This window comes from Streptomyces sp. CG 926 (assembly GCF_003148825.1).
GTDB lineage: Bacteria > Actinomycetota > Actinomycetes > Streptomycetales > Streptomycetaceae > Streptomyces.
Genome location: NZ_QGGZ01000010.1, coordinates 368509 through 382706, shown reverse-complemented (window position 1 = coordinate 382706; position 14198 = coordinate 368509). Strand labels below are relative to the sequence as shown.

General features: G+C 70.0%; 17 protein-coding genes and 1 pseudogene. 9 read left to right on the top strand and 9 right to left on the bottom strand.

Features of this window, described 5'->3' with window-relative positions:
* Positions 1-46: 46 nt before the first annotated feature.
* On the bottom strand, positions 47-826 hold the full coding sequence (locus tag BCL76_RS26960; protein ID WP_109781965.1) for a DeoR/GlpR family DNA-binding transcription regulator: 780 nt from the start codon (positions 824-826) through the stop codon (positions 47-49).
* Positions 827-983: 157 nt separating this feature from the next.
* Here BCL76_RS26960 and BCL76_RS26955 point away from each other — a divergent pair, with 157 nt between their 5' ends.
* From BCL76_RS26955 to BCL76_RS26945, 3 genes are all read left to right on the top strand, one after another.
* Complete coding sequence (locus tag BCL76_RS26955) at positions 984-1886, top strand: SIS domain-containing protein (protein WP_109781964.1); 903 nt, start codon at positions 984-986, stop codon at positions 1884-1886.
* Positions 1883-2719 carry a class II fructose-bisphosphate aldolase gene (locus BCL76_RS26950; protein ID WP_109781963.1) on the top strand — a complete coding sequence of 279 codons (837 nt, stop codon included), beginning with the start codon at positions 1883-1885 and terminating at the stop codon, positions 2717-2719. Before BCL76_RS26955 ends, BCL76_RS26950 begins: the two co-directional genes overlap by 4 nt.
* 88 nt (positions 2720-2807) lie before the next feature.
* A complete protein-coding gene (locus tag BCL76_RS26945; protein ID WP_146228432.1) occupies positions 2808-3347 on the top strand; it encodes a hypothetical protein in 540 nt (179 codons plus the stop codon).
* A 21-nt stretch (positions 3348-3368) separates the two neighbouring features.
* Here BCL76_RS26945 and BCL76_RS26940 read toward each other — a convergent pair whose 3' ends face one another.
* Together BCL76_RS26940 and BCL76_RS26935 are read right to left on the bottom strand one after the other, a co-directional pair.
* On the bottom strand, positions 3369-4055 hold the full coding sequence (locus tag BCL76_RS26940; RefSeq protein ID WP_109781961.1) for a hypothetical protein: 687 nt from the start codon (positions 4053-4055) through the stop codon (positions 3369-3371).
* 73 nt (positions 4056-4128) lie between these two features.
* Positions 4129-4680 (bottom strand): DinB family protein, encoded by a 552-nt coding sequence (locus BCL76_RS26935; RefSeq protein WP_109781960.1) that lies wholly within the window; start codon positions 4678-4680, stop codon positions 4129-4131.
* 125 nt (positions 4681-4805) lie between these two features.
* Between BCL76_RS26935 and BCL76_RS26930 the strand changes: the two genes are divergently transcribed.
* Entirely contained in the window at positions 4806-5996 is a 1191-nt protein-coding gene (locus BCL76_RS26930; RefSeq protein ID WP_109781959.1) for an acyl-CoA dehydrogenase family protein, read from the top strand.
* Positions 5997-6078: 82 nt separating this feature from the next.
* Here the strand turns inward: BCL76_RS26930 and BCL76_RS26925 are convergent, their stop codons facing one another.
* Genes BCL76_RS26925 through BCL76_RS39155 form a run of 3 tightly spaced genes read right to left on the bottom strand, consistent with a single transcriptional unit; the run spans position 6079 to position 9378 of the window.
* Entirely contained in the window at positions 6079-8112 is a 2034-nt protein-coding gene (locus BCL76_RS26925; protein ID WP_146228431.1) for a hypothetical protein, read from the bottom strand.
* A 4-nt stretch (positions 8113-8116) separates the two neighbouring features.
* A complete protein-coding gene (locus BCL76_RS26920; RefSeq protein WP_181382741.1) occupies positions 8117-8962 on the bottom strand; it encodes an ATP-binding protein in 846 nt (281 codons plus the stop codon).
* A gap of 44 nt (positions 8963-9006) precedes the next feature.
* Positions 9007-9378, bottom strand: coding sequence for a hypothetical protein (locus BCL76_RS39155; protein ID WP_181382740.1), 372 nt, complete (start codon positions 9376-9378; stop codon positions 9007-9009).
* A 446-nt stretch (positions 9379-9824) separates the two neighbouring features.
* Between BCL76_RS39155 and BCL76_RS26915 the strand changes: the two genes are divergently transcribed.
* From BCL76_RS26915 to BCL76_RS39985, 3 genes and pseudogenes are all read left to right on the top strand, one after another.
* Positions 9825-10010 carry a hypothetical protein gene (locus BCL76_RS26915; RefSeq protein ID WP_109781956.1) on the top strand — a complete coding sequence of 62 codons (186 nt, stop codon included), beginning with the start codon at positions 9825-9827 and terminating at the stop codon, positions 10008-10010.
* Positions 9995-10249, top strand: a pseudogene (locus BCL76_RS39990) (DUF6308 family protein); the annotation flags it as partial. The gene BCL76_RS26915 and the pseudogene BCL76_RS39990, both read left to right, overlap by 16 nt.
* 46 nt (positions 10250-10295) lie before the next feature.
* Positions 10296-10673 carry a DUF6308 family protein gene (locus tag BCL76_RS39985; protein ID WP_258309924.1) on the top strand — a complete coding sequence of 126 codons (378 nt, stop codon included), beginning with the start codon at positions 10296-10298 and terminating at the stop codon, positions 10671-10673.
* A 142-nt stretch (positions 10674-10815) separates the two neighbouring features.
* On the opposite strand, the gene BCL76_RS26905 is transcribed toward BCL76_RS39985, so the two are convergent.
* Together BCL76_RS26905 and BCL76_RS26900 are read right to left on the bottom strand one after the other, a co-directional pair.
* The gene (locus BCL76_RS26905; RefSeq protein ID WP_109782022.1) at positions 10816-11178 is read right to left on the bottom strand and encodes a DUF1330 domain-containing protein; all 363 of its coding nucleotides are present in this window, start codon (positions 11176-11178) and stop codon (positions 10816-10818) included.
* A gap of 102 nt (positions 11179-11280) precedes the next feature.
* Complete coding sequence (locus BCL76_RS26900) at positions 11281-12177, bottom strand: LysR family transcriptional regulator (RefSeq protein ID WP_109781955.1); 897 nt, start codon at positions 12175-12177, stop codon at positions 11281-11283.
* A 139-nt stretch (positions 12178-12316) separates the two neighbouring features.
* Between BCL76_RS26900 and BCL76_RS26895 the strand changes: the two genes are divergently transcribed.
* Entirely contained in the window at positions 12317-13135 is an 819-nt protein-coding gene (locus BCL76_RS26895) for an inositol monophosphatase family protein (RefSeq protein ID WP_109781954.1), read from the top strand.
* A 44-nt stretch (positions 13136-13179) separates the two neighbouring features.
* Complete coding sequence (locus BCL76_RS26890) at positions 13180-13776, top strand: NADPH-dependent F420 reductase (RefSeq protein ID WP_109781953.1); 597 nt, start codon at positions 13180-13182, stop codon at positions 13774-13776.
* A gap of 7 nt (positions 13777-13783) precedes the next feature.
* On the opposite strand, the gene BCL76_RS26885 is transcribed toward BCL76_RS26890, so the two are convergent.
* Positions 13784-14170, bottom strand: a complete 387-nt coding sequence (locus BCL76_RS26885) for a hypothetical protein (RefSeq protein ID WP_109781952.1) — start codon at positions 14168-14170, stop codon at positions 13784-13786.
* Between the last annotated feature and the right edge of the window lie 28 nt (positions 14171-14198).

Genomic DNA, 14198 nt, shown 5'->3' with positions numbered 1-14198 from the left:
TCCCTCGCACCCGCGCGCCCGCGCGCCGGTGCGGGGGCGCGCGCCCTCACACCCGCAACACCTCCACGCCCGCGGCCGCGAACTCCTGGGCGACCTCCGCCGTCAGGCCGGTGTCCGTCACCAGGACGTCCACCGACGAGGTCGCGCAGATCCGGGCGAACGCGCGAACGCCCAGCTTGCTGGAGTCGGCCGCGACGACCACCCGGCGGGCGCGTTCGCACAGCAGCCGGTTGATCGAGGCCTCGTCCTCGTGGCGGGTCGCCGCGCCGTCCGTCGGGTCGAAGCCGTCCACGCCGAGCACCGCCGTGTCCACCGCGAGCTGGCCCAGTACCTGCTCGGCGAGCGGGCCCGTCAGCTCGTACGACTGGGGGCGGGCCACCCCGCCGGTCAGCACGATCTTGAACTGCGGCCGGATCACCAGCTCGCCCGCGATGTTGAGGGCGTTGGTCACCACCGTGAGCGCCGGCGAGCCCTCGGCCAGGTCCGGGCGCCCGGCCAGGGCCCGCGCCACCTCGGTGGTCGTGGTGCCGCCCGTCAGGCCGATCACCTCGCCCGGGGTGATCAGGGCCGCCACCGCCTCGCTGATCCGCTGCTTCTCGGCGGCGCGGCGCGACGTGCGGTAGCGCAGCGGGAGTTCGTACGAGACCCCGTGCAGCACGGCTCCACCGCGCGTGCGGACCAGCAACTGCTGCTCGGCGAGCTGGTCGAGGTCGCGGCGGATGGTCGCGGCGGACACGCCGAGGGTCTCCGCCGCCGGTTCCACCTCCACCTCGCCCCGCTCCACGAGCAGGTCCAGCAGCGCCTGCCAGCGCTCCTTGCGGGTCATCGGCCGCCCCCTTCCATGGTCACCATCGGCCTATCCGGCGACACTAACTCAGCCGCTCCAGCCGTGGATGCTTGAAGTTGCGTGAAACGGGCCGCTACCTTGCAGGAAAACGCATTCAGCGCATTCAGAAACCCGCCTGTCGCACGAGGGAGCCTGTATGAGTCACGTCGCGTACGAGTTGGGCACGCAGCCCGCATGCTGGGAGCGGGCCGCCGAACTGGCCCCGGCCCGGCGGGCGGTGCTGCCGCAGCCGGGGGAGCGTACCGCGATCGTCGGGTGCGGGACCTCGTACTACATGGCTCAGGCGGCCGCCGCGCTGCGCGAAGCGGCCGGCCAGGGCGAGACCGACGCCTTCCCCGCCTCCGAGTTCCCGCGCCACCGCCGCTACGACCGGGTCGTCGCCCTGACCCGGTCCGGCACCACCACCGAGGTACTGGACCTGCTGGCCGGGCTCCGCGACGCGGGCGTACCCACGACCGCGGTCGTCGGTGACCCGGCGACCCCGGTGATGACCGCCGCGGACGAGCTCGTGATCCTCGACTTCGCCGACGAACAGTCCGTCGTGCAGACCCGTTTCGCGACCACCGCCCTCACCCTGCTGCGCGCCCACGTCGGGCTGCACACCCCCTCCGTGGTCGCCGACGCCCGCACCGCCCTGATCGAGCCGTTGCCCGCCGACATCGCCGGCCGTGGGCAGTTCACCTTCCTCGGCCGCGGCTGGAGCGTCGGGCTCGCCCACGAGGCCGCGCTGAAGATGCGCGAGGCCTCGCTGTCCTGGGCCGAGTCCTACCCGGCGATGGAGTACCGGCACGGGCCGATCAGCGTCTCCGGTCCCGGCACCGTCACCTGGTCGCTCGACGAGGCCCCCGACGGGCTCGCCGAACAGGTCCTGGCCACAGGCTCCCACTGGGTGCGCGGGGAGCTCGACCCGCTGGCCGAACTGGTCCGCGTACACCGGCTCGCCCTCGCCGTGGCCGCCCACCGGCAGTTGGATCCGGACGTACCGCGCCACCTCACGCGCTCGGTGATCCTCGCCACCGGTGAGGAGGCCGTCCGATGAGCCTCGTCCGCGCCGGCGACCTGGTCCTGGAGGCCGCCGCGGCCGGTCGGGCCGTCGCCGCCTTCAACATCATCACCCTGGAGCACGCCGAAGCCGTCGTCGCCGGGGCCGAGGCGGCCGGCCTGCCGGTCATCCTCCAACTCAGCGAGAACGCGGTGAAGTTCCGCGACGGCAGGCTCCTGCCGATCTCCCGGGCCGCCGGCGCCTGCGCGGAGGCCGCCGGGGTCCCCGTCGGCCTGCACCTCGACCACGTCAAGAGCCCCGAGCTGCTGCGGCAGGCCTGCGACGCCGGATACAGCTCGGTGATGTACGACGCCGCGCAACTTCCCTACGCCGAGAACCTGGAGGCCACCCGCTCCGCGGCCGACTGGGCACACGCCAACGGGCTGTGGATCGAGGCCGAGCTGGGCGAGGTCGGCGGCAAGAACGGCGCCGCGCCGCTGGATCCGCACGCGCCCGGCGCCCGTACCGACCCCGACGAGGCCCGGCGGTTCGTCGCCGACTCCGGGGTCGACGCCCTGGCCGTCGCCATCGGCAGCAGCCACGCCATGACCAGCCGGACCGCGGCCCTGGACCACGTGCTGCTGGCCCGGCTGGCCAAGACCGTGGACGTGCCGCTCGTCCTGCACGGCTCCTCCGGATTGCCGGACGCCGAACTCGCGGCGGCCGTCGCGGGCGGCATCCGCAAGGTCAACATCGGCACCGCCCTCAACGTGGCGATGACCGAGGCCATCCGTACCCACCTGACCCCGGCGGACCCGCGGCCGTACCTGAGGGCGGCCCGTACGGCGATGGCGGCGACGGCTACGGCTATGATCGGCGCCCTGAACTGAGCGGGCGGCCGGTGACCGGTCGTCGGTGACCGGTCACGGGGCCATGGGCCATTGGCGATGGGCGATGGGCGACGGGGGGACGGCGATCATGGAAGCGCAGCGGGGACACACGAACCGCCGCCGGTTCCTGCTGATCGCCGGCCTCCCGCTGCTGACGGTGGGCGCGGGCCTGACGTACCTGATGTGGCCGGAGCCTGGGCCCCGGCCCGAGGTTCGGACCGACCTGGAGCCGCTGAACCGGCGGCTCGGACCGTTCCTGGGCGAGCTGAGCGACGCGCACTGGCTGGGCTACGACATCGACGACAAGGGTGACGACCGGAGCATCCCGAGCCCGGACTCGCGGATCCGGGTGGTCGGAGTCGCCCACCTTCCGGCGGGCGGCGCGGCCGCGATCACCGGCAGACCCGATCACGCCTTCGCCGCCGCCGGCGCCCCGTCCGACCTGCCCGCCGCACTGAAGGGGTACCTGCCCGCCGCCGCGACCTGGCAGCACAGCCCGGGCTTCGACGCGTACGCGAACGGTCGGGGAGCCGCCGACCAGGCCTCGGACGGGATCCCCTCGGGCCGGTACCTCTTCGACACGGCCCGCGACCTCGTCCACTTCGACGTGCTGTACCTCTTCACCTGACCCGGCCCCTCGGGGCGGGCGTCAGCGCGGTGCGAGGCGGGCCTGGTGGTACTGGATCCCGTGCCACCGGGCCTGGTCCGCGCGGGCGCCCCGGTCCAGGGTCCGGGTGCCCTCGGCGAGCGTCAGGGCGCGCCCGGAGGACAGGACGAGGGCGACGAACCAGCTGGTCCGGTCGGGCTCGACGGTCTCGTCGTAGTACCAGTCGGCGGTGACCCGGTCCTCCCCGGTGAGGAACGGGCGCTGCAGGAAGTCCTGCACGGGGAGCGGGAAATGGCCGAGCACCCCTTGGGCCTCCCGGTCCAGCTCCAGGCGGAGCACCGGAGCCCCCGGCAGGCCCGGGGCGGTGGCCCGCCCGTCCGCCGGGGGCCTCCCGTCGAAGGATCGGCTGTGCAGCGAGCCCGGCTCCACCCGGGCGCGCTGCCCGCGGTACTCCGGCACGCCGTCCCGCAGCACCTGGCCGACCCGGCACAGCCCCCGGTCCCCGACCACCAGCGCGGCGGGCCGGCCTTCGGAATCCGGCCCGGCCCACCAGGTCAGGCACGCGCCCGCCTTCTCCAGCAGCCGGGCCCGTACGTCTCCCGGAAGCAGCTCCCAGTAGGCGTGCCGGGCCGGGATCTCGGGGTCCGTGGGGAGAGCGCCGGGCTCGTGGATCTGCGTCACCGCCCGCGTGAACTCGGGGTCCTCGCGGCGCCATGCGTCGATGTCCATATCCGCCCATTGTCCGGCAGACATCCGAACTGCACATGCATTTTGGGCGAGTTGGGAGAGGAGACTCGCGCTCTCAGATGCCTATGGCCCCGTCGATCCGCTCGCGCAGCAGGTCGGCGTGCCCGTTGTGCCGCGCGTACTCCTCGACCATGTGGATCAGCACCCAGCGCAGCGACACCTTCCCGCGCCACACGTCGACCGCCTCGACGTCCAGATCGGGTGCCTCGGCCACGAACCTTTCGGCGAAGGCCACTTCGGCGCGCCACGCCTCCCAGGCCGCCTCGACCGCCGGGGGATCGCCGAGGGCCGCGTCGAAGGCCCCGTCGGGATCCTCCGCCGAGGAGAACCGGGGCGGCGCGTCCTGACCTGCCAGGACCAGTCGGAACCAGCGGCGCTCCACATCGGCCAGGTGTCGTACCAGTCCGAGCAGGGAGAGCGTGGACGGCTGCACCGAGCGATGCGCCAACTCATCGCTCAGACCTCTGCACTTGAGCTCCAAGGTGGCGCGATGGTCCGCGAGGAAGGCGATCAGCATCTGTCGCTCGTCACCGGTCGCGGGGCCGCTGAAGCGGCCGTCCCGCTCGGGTTCGACGAAGAATTCCGCTCTGCTGCGTGGGCTCGTCATGGTGGCGATTATGAACGCCGCCCCGGAACGGCCGGCACTCCGGTCCTTCCGAATTCTTGTAACAGGTTCTACTCTGACCGCCGCCACCACAGCGCCCGGTTGGACCGTGAGACCCCGGAGGGGCCGTGCACCTCGAATACACGCCTGAGCAGCAGCAGTTGCGCACCGAACTGCGCGCCTACTTCGCCGAGCTCGTGCCGCAGGACGTCTACGCCCGCTACGAGGACCCGGCCGCCCAGAAACGCTTCTACCGGGACACCATCCGACGGCTCGGCGCCGACGGCTGGCTCGGCGTCGGCTGGCCCAAGGAGTACGGCGGCCGCGGGATGACCCCGATGGACCAGTTCATCTTCTTCGACGAGGCCGCGCAGGCCGTCGTACCGTTGCCGCTGATGGCCCTCAACACGGTCGGGCCGACCATCATGCAGTTCGGCACCGAGGAGCAGAAGGCCTACTTCCTGCCGAAGATCCTCGCCGGGGAGATCGACTTCGCCATCGGCTACAGCGAGCCCGACGCCGGCACCGACCTCGCCGCTCTCAAGTGCAAGGCCGTCCGCGAGGGCGACGAGGAGACCGGGACCTACGTCGTCGACGGACAGAAGATCTGGACGACCAACGGAGACACCGCCGACTGGGTCTGGCTCGCCGTACGCACCGACCCGGACGCCCCGGCCCACAAGGGCATCACCATGCTCCTGGTCCCGACATCGGACCCCGGCTACTCCTGCACCCTGATCAACACCCTCGCCTCGCACGACACCACCGCCAGCTACTACGAGAACATCCGCGTCCCGGCGAGCCGCCGCGTCGGCCAGGAGAACAAGGGCTGGCGCCTGATCACCAATCAGCTCAACCACGAACGCGTCACCCTCGCCGCACACGGCACCATGGCCATCCGGGCCCTCCACGACGTCCAGCGCTGGGCCGCGGCGACGAAACTCGCCGACGGCCGCCGGGTCATCGACCTCTCCTGGGTCCGTGGCCGCCTCGCCCGTACCCACGCCCGGCTCGACGCGATGAAGCTGCTCAACTGGCAGATGGTGGGCGCGGTCCAGGCAGGCACCCTCACCCCGCAGGACGCCTCCGCGGTCAAGGTCTACGGCTCGGAGGCCCGCCGGGACGCGTACGCCTGGCTGATGGAGATCGTCGGCGCGGCCGGCTCCCTCAAGGACGGCTCGGCGGGCGCGGTCCTGCACGGTGAACTCGAACGCGGCTACCGCAGCGCCGTGATCTTCACCTTCGGCGGGGGCAACAACGAGATCCAGCGCGAGATCATCTCCTGGATCGGCCTCGGCATGCCCCGCGTACGCCGCTGACCCGGATGCGGTCGGGTAGCCGGAGCATCGCCGATCTCCGGCCCCGTCACGTCACATCCGAGAACGGTGGGCCCTCGTGGTGTCATCCACGCAAGGAGGCTTCCACTTCGTTCGTACCTTGCTGCAGAGGGCGGGCAGCAGCTCTCCTCACACCGGCCACGACCACACAGGTACCCAGGCAGTAGAAGAACGCCACGCCTGAGACGATCAGGCTGGCGAAGAGGGTACCGGTGTTGGCGTTCGGTACGGCGGCGGCAGCAATGGCCACGACCGCGTTGCTGTTGCGAATGAATCGCAGTGGCTTGCTGGTGTAGACGTGCAGCGGCTCGCTGCCGTGGTGCTGGACCCTGTCGCGGGAGAAGTCCACCAGTAGCCCGACGGACGCGACGACGGTGGCAAGCACGGTCCACATCGCGGTGCCCTGAAGGAGGAACAGCAGAAAGAAGGCGGTCACCGAGATCAACATGCACAGCGCTCCGGTGCGCTGCACGTCGCCGAACTCCTGGTCGGTCGGACGGAAGCCCAGGTCGACCTCGATGCGCGCCATGCCCTCGCCGTCGTCGTCCTCCGTGCCACCGGCGCCTTCCACGTCGAACCGCTGCAGGGCGGAGACGGACCTCTCGCTGTGCACCGGTACGAGCGGGTCGCCCGACCTCTGCCAGAAACCGGCTGGTGCGAGCCCATCGGGGGTGACGAACTCGAGGCGGTTCCGCACTTCTCGGGGAAGCGTCAGTGAGAGCGACACGGCGGCTCGGCCCCATCCGACACGGCGCGTGGTGCAGTCTTCCTGGAATTCGTACGTCACCTCGGAGGGCAGACCCGGATGGACGTCGAGCAGGGCCACCACCGGCATGTGGCGCATCAGGCCTCCGACGCGCCGGCGCAGGGACTCGTCCACGTCCTGTGCCTGTCGGGTGCGGTCCAAGAGTGCGGTGAGCTCATCGGTGCCGCTGCGCCAGCCGAGAGTGCCCAGCCGGCGGGCCAGCTCGGCGCGCGTGGAGTTCTCGGTCGGCTCTCCGCCGGCGTCCAGAAGCCGGTGCACGCCGCGCGCGACGGCTCGGACCATCTCGTTCGGTCCGAGCACCGTGACGGGGCGCGAACCACGTTCGCTCAGGCGCAGGCCTTCCAGGCGGTCCTCCCGGCTCCACGGCACAAGGTCCGCGAGGACCATGGTCCGTCCGGCACGGTCCTCCGTCGCCAGCTTCGTGGTGACCTGGTGCAAGGCGACGGTCGTGGAATCCAGCTCCACCCGCTGGGTGCGGGCCGTAATGGCCCGAGACGGCGCGGCGATGTCCTGCAGCAGCCGCAGCTCGCCCCCGAGTACCGGCAGTCCGCGCGGATCAACCGCGGCGGTGACACCGGGGGCCGCCAAGGCTGTCAAGGTGGTCACCGGATCCGGTCGCTCCGTGTAGTACGTGACGAGGTCGCGTGCGAGCGACACGAGACGGGTGGCCGCCGGATCGAGGGGCACCGCATAGCGAGCGAGCAAACTGTCCAGTTGGATGACAGTGCCGTGCTCGACTTGCGTCGGTGCGTTCAGAATCTCGGCCAACCCCTGGATGATTCCGGCCAGCAGCCGGTCGTCGAGGACCGGGGAAGCATCGGCTACCACGGCCGCAGCCCGGCCGGCAGCCTCGGCGTACCCGGCGATGAGCGCACCATGGGCGAATGCCGCGAGGCGCCTCGACGCGAGCTCCGGCCGTACGGCAGCGAGATGACGTAACTCGTGCACGTACCAGGTGAGACGATCCGTGCGGAGGGGGTTCAGTGACTGGTGGTAGTAGGTCGCCGCGATTCTGTGGGCCTGACGGTACGCTGCCGGCCGGTCCGAGCGCATGCGCTGGTAGAGGGCGTCTCGCAGGACGGGCCGGACTCCGTATTGCTGATCGTCATGGCTGGGGGTCTCGAAGGTTCCGAACAGAGCCCGGTCCACAACGACAAAAGTCGACGCGTACACCCTTTCGGCCTGTACGCCGACGCCCAGATCCGCAGCGGTGTACGTCACGACGTCCGCGGTGAACCACTGGTGCACGGCCAGGGCTTCGAACAGCCGCACCTCGTCGGTCGGAAGCCTGTCGATACGGGCCAAGGCCTGCTGGGCCACGGAATGCGTCATGCCGTCACCCCTCCCGGCCGTCGTCCGGGCCACCCGGTGCATATCCCGCTCCGGCCTCGGCCGACTCGATGTGCAGCTTGAAGAACTCGTCGAGCAACTCCGGGATGCCTCCATGAACCTGCTGGATCGCCGCGGCCTCGTCCTTGAGGCCGACGATCCCGAGCGATTCGATCCATTCATGTACGGCCGCTACGTCGAACGGCGGTAATGCCAGGGTGCGCACGGAGCCGGCGTACGGACGCGTCAAGCTCGGCAGCTGCCGTCCCGCCACGAATACGCTGATCTCCCTCCTAGACAACAGGTTCGGCAACAGGCTCCGGCCCAGCCAGTCCCGCATGGGTTGCGCGCAGGCCTCGAAGCCGTCGAGGCAGATGACCGGCCTGCGCGCGTCGGCGACCAGATTCCCCAGTAAGGCGTCGCTGAGTGAGGCGGTTTGCAGGGTGCGGTCCTGGGCCGCGGCAAGGAGCTGGAACGTACCGTTTCTGATCCGGACGTTGTTGAAGTCCACGTGCGTTTGCGCCGACTGTTCGGCGAACCTCGTTCGCGTGCTCTCGTAGCTCGGTACGTCGACCTGATTCCTACGTGCCTGCATGGCCAGGCTTTCGAGTACGTGATGCTCCGCGGGTATGCGAGGCAGATCGAGGAAGTACGCGCCGTCGGAGGCGTGGCGCTCGTAGATCTCCCAGAGCAACGAAGATTTGCCGATGCCCTGTGGTCCTTCGAAGAACAGCCCCTGCCGCTCCCTGTGCCTTGCGCCGTCCCCCTCCGTGCCCCGAGCCGTGAGGCGTGCCGCATCCTCCAACTGCTCGGCACGGTCGATGTGCCTGTGCCGGTCCGCTGATTCGCGCACCTGCTTCCCCCGCCCCGTGTTCCTTCGTGTGCGCTTCCGGTGAGCTAGCCGGCGTGTCCGCCGGGGCCGGAGGGACCCGGGGGAAACGTTGGTCCGGTTCCGGGCTCCTGAGCGGCGCCCGTACCGTCGGGCACGATTTCCACCACGCTGTTCTTGAAGCGCGACCTCTTGAACGACGTCTTCGCCCCGAGCATGATCCTGAACCATGACGACTTGGCCTTGACTTCATCTGTTTGAATCGTCTGGTTCGTCAGCGGCTTGGACTCTGCGGCGCCTTCAATACGCGCACCTATTCCCATTCCCCGGACGCTGGCGCTCCGGAGCGAACCCCGCCGTAGTCCCAAGACCACGAGCGCGACCAGGACGAGCACGACACCGCCGATGATCAGCAGCTGCGTAGGACTGAGATCGACCACCTTTTCCCCCGCTCTCCACGACCCGCTTCCCCTGCAGACCGTGAGAACCATCCCATAACAACACGCGGGCCAGTGGGCGTTGGGGACAACTACTCCCCGGTAGTCGCCGTTGGGCCGCTCCGTTCTCCTGAGTTCGTCATCCGAGGAGGGCGGAGGGCCGCGCCGACCGCCCGCCTTGCCGGGTAGGCGCATCGGCAAGCCCGGACGATCGGGCATCAGGGGTCTGTTGTTTTCCCCTGGCGATCAAGGGGGCAAGGATGCAGGCGATGTCGTTCCTCGGAGCGGACGCCATGGTTCGGGCCGATGAGGCTTGGTCTTCTACAACCACCGCACCCAAGACGGTGTGTCAACTGCCGGCCCGGTCGTCACGGCCGAACTCGGCAGGTCCGTGCCGTGGGGCAGGGCTACGCCTCCGCTCTGGCTTGCCCGCGACGGCTACGGCGCCGATGTCGAATCCGAGGCGCCGCAAGCCGGCCGGCAAGCTCGTGCACTACAAGAACCTCAACGCGGCCACCTCCGCCACCTTCACCTACGTCGCCTTCCGTGCCGCGAGCAAGTACCCTGGATCGGTGCCCGACGACAGGCTCTACGCAGTCTTGGTGAACGCCTTCGCCTCATGGTTGCGGCATTGAGCCAACCACCGCTCACTCGGCTTCTGCGCAGCCTCATCGCCTCTGATCAGGCGGTATCCGACCTCCGACGTTACTTCGGCACCGGCCCGTTCGACGACGCCGTCCCGTTCACGGGTAGCCGTTTCGAGCACTTGGCCGGGGGAGGGGACCGTGAGGCGGTCGCGAACATGGTGACCGCCGACGACCTGATCGCTGTGCAAACCCTGTCGGTCAGGATTCCCGCGCAGGTAGCCCTCGACCTCCTCGAAGGTGACCTCGGAGTTCGGTTGTCCGAATTGCTGAGCTGTGTTCGCTTCGACACCGGCGGATGCCGAAGCTGCCGACCTGACCGAAGGGTCACCGGCCCACACTGCCTGGCATGTTCTCCGCGACCGGCCCGGTATCGGGTGGGTGACGGCAGGCAAGCTGCTCGCTCGAAAGCGGCCACGGCTGCTCCCCGTCTACGATCAGGTCGTTCGCTGCCTTCTCGGTCGGCCGAAGTCGTTCTGGCTTGACCTGCACGACGCGCTGCGTGCCGACAACCGTGCGCTGCACCGCGACCTGACGGCCCTACGGCAGTCCGCGGACCTGCCCGCGACCGTCAGCGCGTTGCGTGTCTGCGATGTGGTGCTCTGGATGCATCACCGTACGGATCACCAACAGGGAAGCTGCATCGGGATCTGAGGTCCGTCGATCGTGGCCGAGCGGCCCTTCCGCCCGGAGGGCGGACAGCGCCTTGTTCTCCGGCGAAACACCTCGTGAGCTGTCGTGTACCGAAGTGCCGACGACGAGGCCGCGGGCCTCGGGCGGCGTCGCGCGTGCCGGTCTAGGTGGTCGGTCGGTTCGCCCGGTCCGCTTCTGCTCGCAGCTTGCGAGCTCGTTCGGCCGGATGGTAGTTCGGGCCGACGCCCTCGATCAGCAGCAGGTCGCCTTCGATGTGGTCGGTACGCAGGTGCAGGATCGTTCGGTAGGCCGGAGAGTCGTACCAGGCACGGGCCTCGGCCAGGCCGGGGAACTCGATCAGCACCATGCTGCCGGGCCATGTGCCCTCCACGACCTCGGCCGGCGGGCCGTGGATGACGAAGCGACCCGAGAAGGGGTCGAGGGTTTCCTGGATGCGCTCCAGGTACTCGATGACGTCGGAGTGATTCCGGCGGCTGCGGAGATGGGCGAAGCCGTAAGCGGGCACCACGGGGCTCCTTCGTTCCGGGGTGGGTGATGGCCGCGAACGTAGTCGAGGGCGGTCGGGCGATGCGATTACCTCGGAGGTAATCGCATCGCCCGACGATCCTCAGCGCACGGTCAGCGCGTCCCGCGCCAGAGCGCGCAGCCAGGCGTGGGCGTTGTCGCTGTCGTAGCGCTGATGCCACGACAGGTATACGGCTGCCGAGGGCAGTTCGAGCGGCAGGGGGAGTACGACCAGGCCGAGATCGGCGATCGTGGCGCGCGTGATGGCTTCGGGGACGGTGATCACCAGATCGGAGTCGCGCGCGAACGCGAACGCGGCCGCCTCCGTGGGCGCGGTCGCCACCACGCGGCGGGTGAGGCCGAGCCGCGCGAGGGCGTCGTCGAGGGCGTTGCCGAGGTTTCCACGCCGCGAGACGGTGACATGGTCGGCCGCGGCGTACCGCTCTGCCGTCAGGGCCTTGTCGTGGGTGAGGGGATGTCCCCGTCTCACGACGACGACGAGGCCGGTCTCGCCCACGTGCTCGGCACGGATGTCCGGTGCGCTCGGACGGTTGGCGTTCGCCTCCAGGTCGACCTCGCCGCGGCGCAACCCGGGTGTGTCGACACTCGATTCCGCGACGAAGCACAGCCGCACGCCCGGCGCCTGTGCGCGCACGGCCGCGAGCAGTGCGGGTCCGCTCAGGGCGACCAGGGAGTCGTGCCAGCGCAGCGTGAAAGTGCGATCCAACGTCGCCAGATCGAGGGCACGGCTCGGTGCCAGGACCCCCTGGACCTGCTGCAGCAGCTCGTGCACCTGCGCCCGGACGGCGAGCGCATACGGCGTCGGGGTCATCGTGCGGCCGGTGCGCACCAGGATCTGATCCCCGGTCGTGTGCCGGATGCGGCCCAGGCTTCGGCTCATGGCGGGGGCGGTGACATGCAGGCGCGCGGCCGCCCCGGCCACGCTGCCCTCCTCCAGGAGTGCATCGAGCGCGGTGAGCAGGTTCAGATCCAATTGCATGTGAGTAATCCTAAGCCTTCCTGACATGCATTTGAAGTTAATGATGATGCTCTCTACCGTTGAGGTGAAAGCGCGCGACGGAACGCGCGGGTCGGCCCGACCGACGCACCAACACCCCTCCCCAGGCAGGAGCATCACCATGTCCGCAACGCTGCAGCCCACCGGCATCACCACCACCGACGCCGAACTGCTGGACCACACCGTGCTCGCCGTGCGAACCGCCGGTTCGGCGCTGCGCGAGCGCTTCGGCGAGGTGATCCGCCACGAGACCCGCGAAGAGCTGATGAACGCGCTCGCCGCCAACGACGACACGGCCCTCGCCATCCTGCGCCCCCGCCTCACCCAGCTGCGGCCGGACGCCGGCTGGGTGGAGGACGAGCTGGACGGGGGCGCGCTGCCGGCCGGCGAGTGGTGGGTCGTGGACCCGGCCGAAGGCAACGTCAACCACCTGCACGCCCTGCCGGAGTGGGCCGTCACCGCCACCCTCGTGCGCGACAACCAGCCGGTACTCACCGTGGTCCACGTGCCGTTGACCGGCGAGACCTACACCGCGCTCGCCGGAGCGGGCGCCCACCTCGACGGCCGGCCCCTGCACGTCTCCGACACCGCGAACCTCGACCTGAGCATCGTCGCCACCAGCCAGGCCCGGCCGGACGAGGACGAGGAGGTCGTGCGGCGCGTCGGCCGCTCGATCACCGCGATGCTCTTCGACGCACTCGTCGTCCGCACCTCCGTGCCCGCGACCCTGCACCTGGTGAACGTGGCCGCCGGCAGGACCGACGCCTTCTGGCAGTTCGCCGGGGCCCGCGCGGACCTGCTCCCCGGGGCGCTGCTCGTCCGCGAGGCCGGCGGACAGATCTCCGACGCCGAAGGCCGCCCCTGGACCCCGCAGAGCGACAGCTTCCTGGCCGCCGCACCCGGCATCCACGCCGAAGCCGCAGCAACGCTCTCCCGCTGACCCGAAACACACCACAACCCGTACGTACGGAAGGACCGAACAACATGACCACGATCGCAGTACTCGGAAACGGCCGCGTCGGCGGCAACCTGGCCGCCGCCCTCACCCGGGCGGGGCACCAGGTCACCGTGGCGGACAGCACGCCGGGCGCCGCCGCCGACGCCGCGCGCACCGCCCGGATCGTCATCAACGCCACACCGGGCGCCGGCGCACCGGAACGCCTGGCCGCCCTGCGCGACGAACTGCGGGGCAAGATCCTCGTCGACGTCTCCAACGCCACCACCGACGGCCCGGACGGACTGCCCGCCGACCTGCTCCACCCCGGCTCCAGCCTCGCCGAACAGCTCCAGGAGGCGCTCCCCGAAACCAGTGTCGTCAAGACACTCAACACCATGCTCTACCCGGTGATGACCGCGCCCACCATGCTGTCCCGGCCGCCGACCGCGTTCCTCTCCGGCGAGGACCCGCAGGCCAAGCAGACCGTCCGCGAACTGCTCACCGACCTCGGCTGGCACAAGGAGTGGATCACCGACCTCGGCGGAATCCGGACCGCCCGCGCCACGGAGGCCGCGATCCTGTTCGTACCGCACGTCATCCGCGCCGACGGATTCGCGCCCTTCGCGATCTCGATCGCCCGCTGACCCCGCTTCAGGACCAGCGCAGGCGCTTCAGCTTCTGCGTGTAGGTACTGAACGGCGCCCCCTCGCGGCCGACCAGATCTTTGGCCTGCAGCCTTGTCAGTGAGCTGTGCCTCTCGGTCACCACAGGATGTCCGCCCTCCTTGGACCCCCAGGAGTACGAGTAGAGCTCCGCATCCGTACCGAGGATGATCTGGTCGTTGTTGCCCCAGACCTCCTTCCAGTCCCCAGGGGCGTTCGAGTACAGGGTCTCCGAACTGTAGGAGTTCCCGTGATCCACGACCCAGCCCTCGACGGTGACTCCTTGGTGGGAGACGGTCGTCCTCGCGTTCCCCTTCGCCTGCAGGTGTCCGACCAAGGTGCGGGCCAGGGTCCTGAATTCCTCGTATTCGTCCATCGTGATGCCTCCTGGTTGTTTGCTCCAC

Bases quoted from the DNA above. Each gene is read 5' to 3' on its own strand.
- BCL76_RS26960 (WP_109781965.1), bottom strand. From the start codon at position 826: ATGACCCGCAAGGAGCGCTGGCAGGCGCTGCTGGACCTGCTCGTGGAG.
- BCL76_RS26955 (WP_109781964.1), top strand. From the start codon at position 984: ATGAGTCACGTCGCGTACGAGTTGGGCACGCAGCCCGCATGCTGGGAG.
- BCL76_RS26950 (WP_109781963.1), top strand. From the start codon at position 1,883: ATGAGCCTCGTCCGCGCCGGCGACCTGGTCCTGGAGGCCGCCGCGGCC.
- BCL76_RS26945 (WP_146228432.1), top strand. From the start codon at position 2,808: ATGGAAGCGCAGCGGGGACACACGAACCGCCGCCGGTTCCTGCTGATC.
- BCL76_RS26940 (WP_109781961.1), bottom strand. From the start codon at position 4,055: ATGGACATCGACGCATGGCGCCGCGAGGACCCCGAGTTCACGCGGGCG.
- BCL76_RS26935 (WP_109781960.1), bottom strand. From the start codon at position 4,680: ATGACGAGCCCACGCAGCAGAGCGGAATTCTTCGTCGAACCCGAGCGG.
- BCL76_RS26925 (WP_146228431.1), bottom strand. From the start codon at position 8,112: ATGACGCATTCCGTGGCCCAGCAGGCCTTGGCCCGTATCGACAGGCTT.
- BCL76_RS26915 (WP_109781956.1), top strand. From the start codon at position 9,825: ATGTCGAATCCGAGGCGCCGCAAGCCGGCCGGCAAGCTCGTGCACTAC.
- BCL76_RS26900 (WP_109781955.1), bottom strand. From the start codon at position 12,177: ATGCAATTGGATCTGAACCTGCTCACCGCGCTCGATGCACTCCTGGAG.
- BCL76_RS26895 (WP_109781954.1), top strand. From the start codon at position 12,317: ATGTCCGCAACGCTGCAGCCCACCGGCATCACCACCACCGACGCCGAA.
- BCL76_RS26890 (WP_109781953.1), top strand. From the start codon at position 13,180: ATGACCACGATCGCAGTACTCGGAAACGGCCGCGTCGGCGGCAACCTG.
- BCL76_RS26885 (WP_109781952.1), bottom strand. From the start codon at position 14,170: ATGGACGAATACGAGGAATTCAGGACCCTGGCCCGCACCTTGGTCGGA.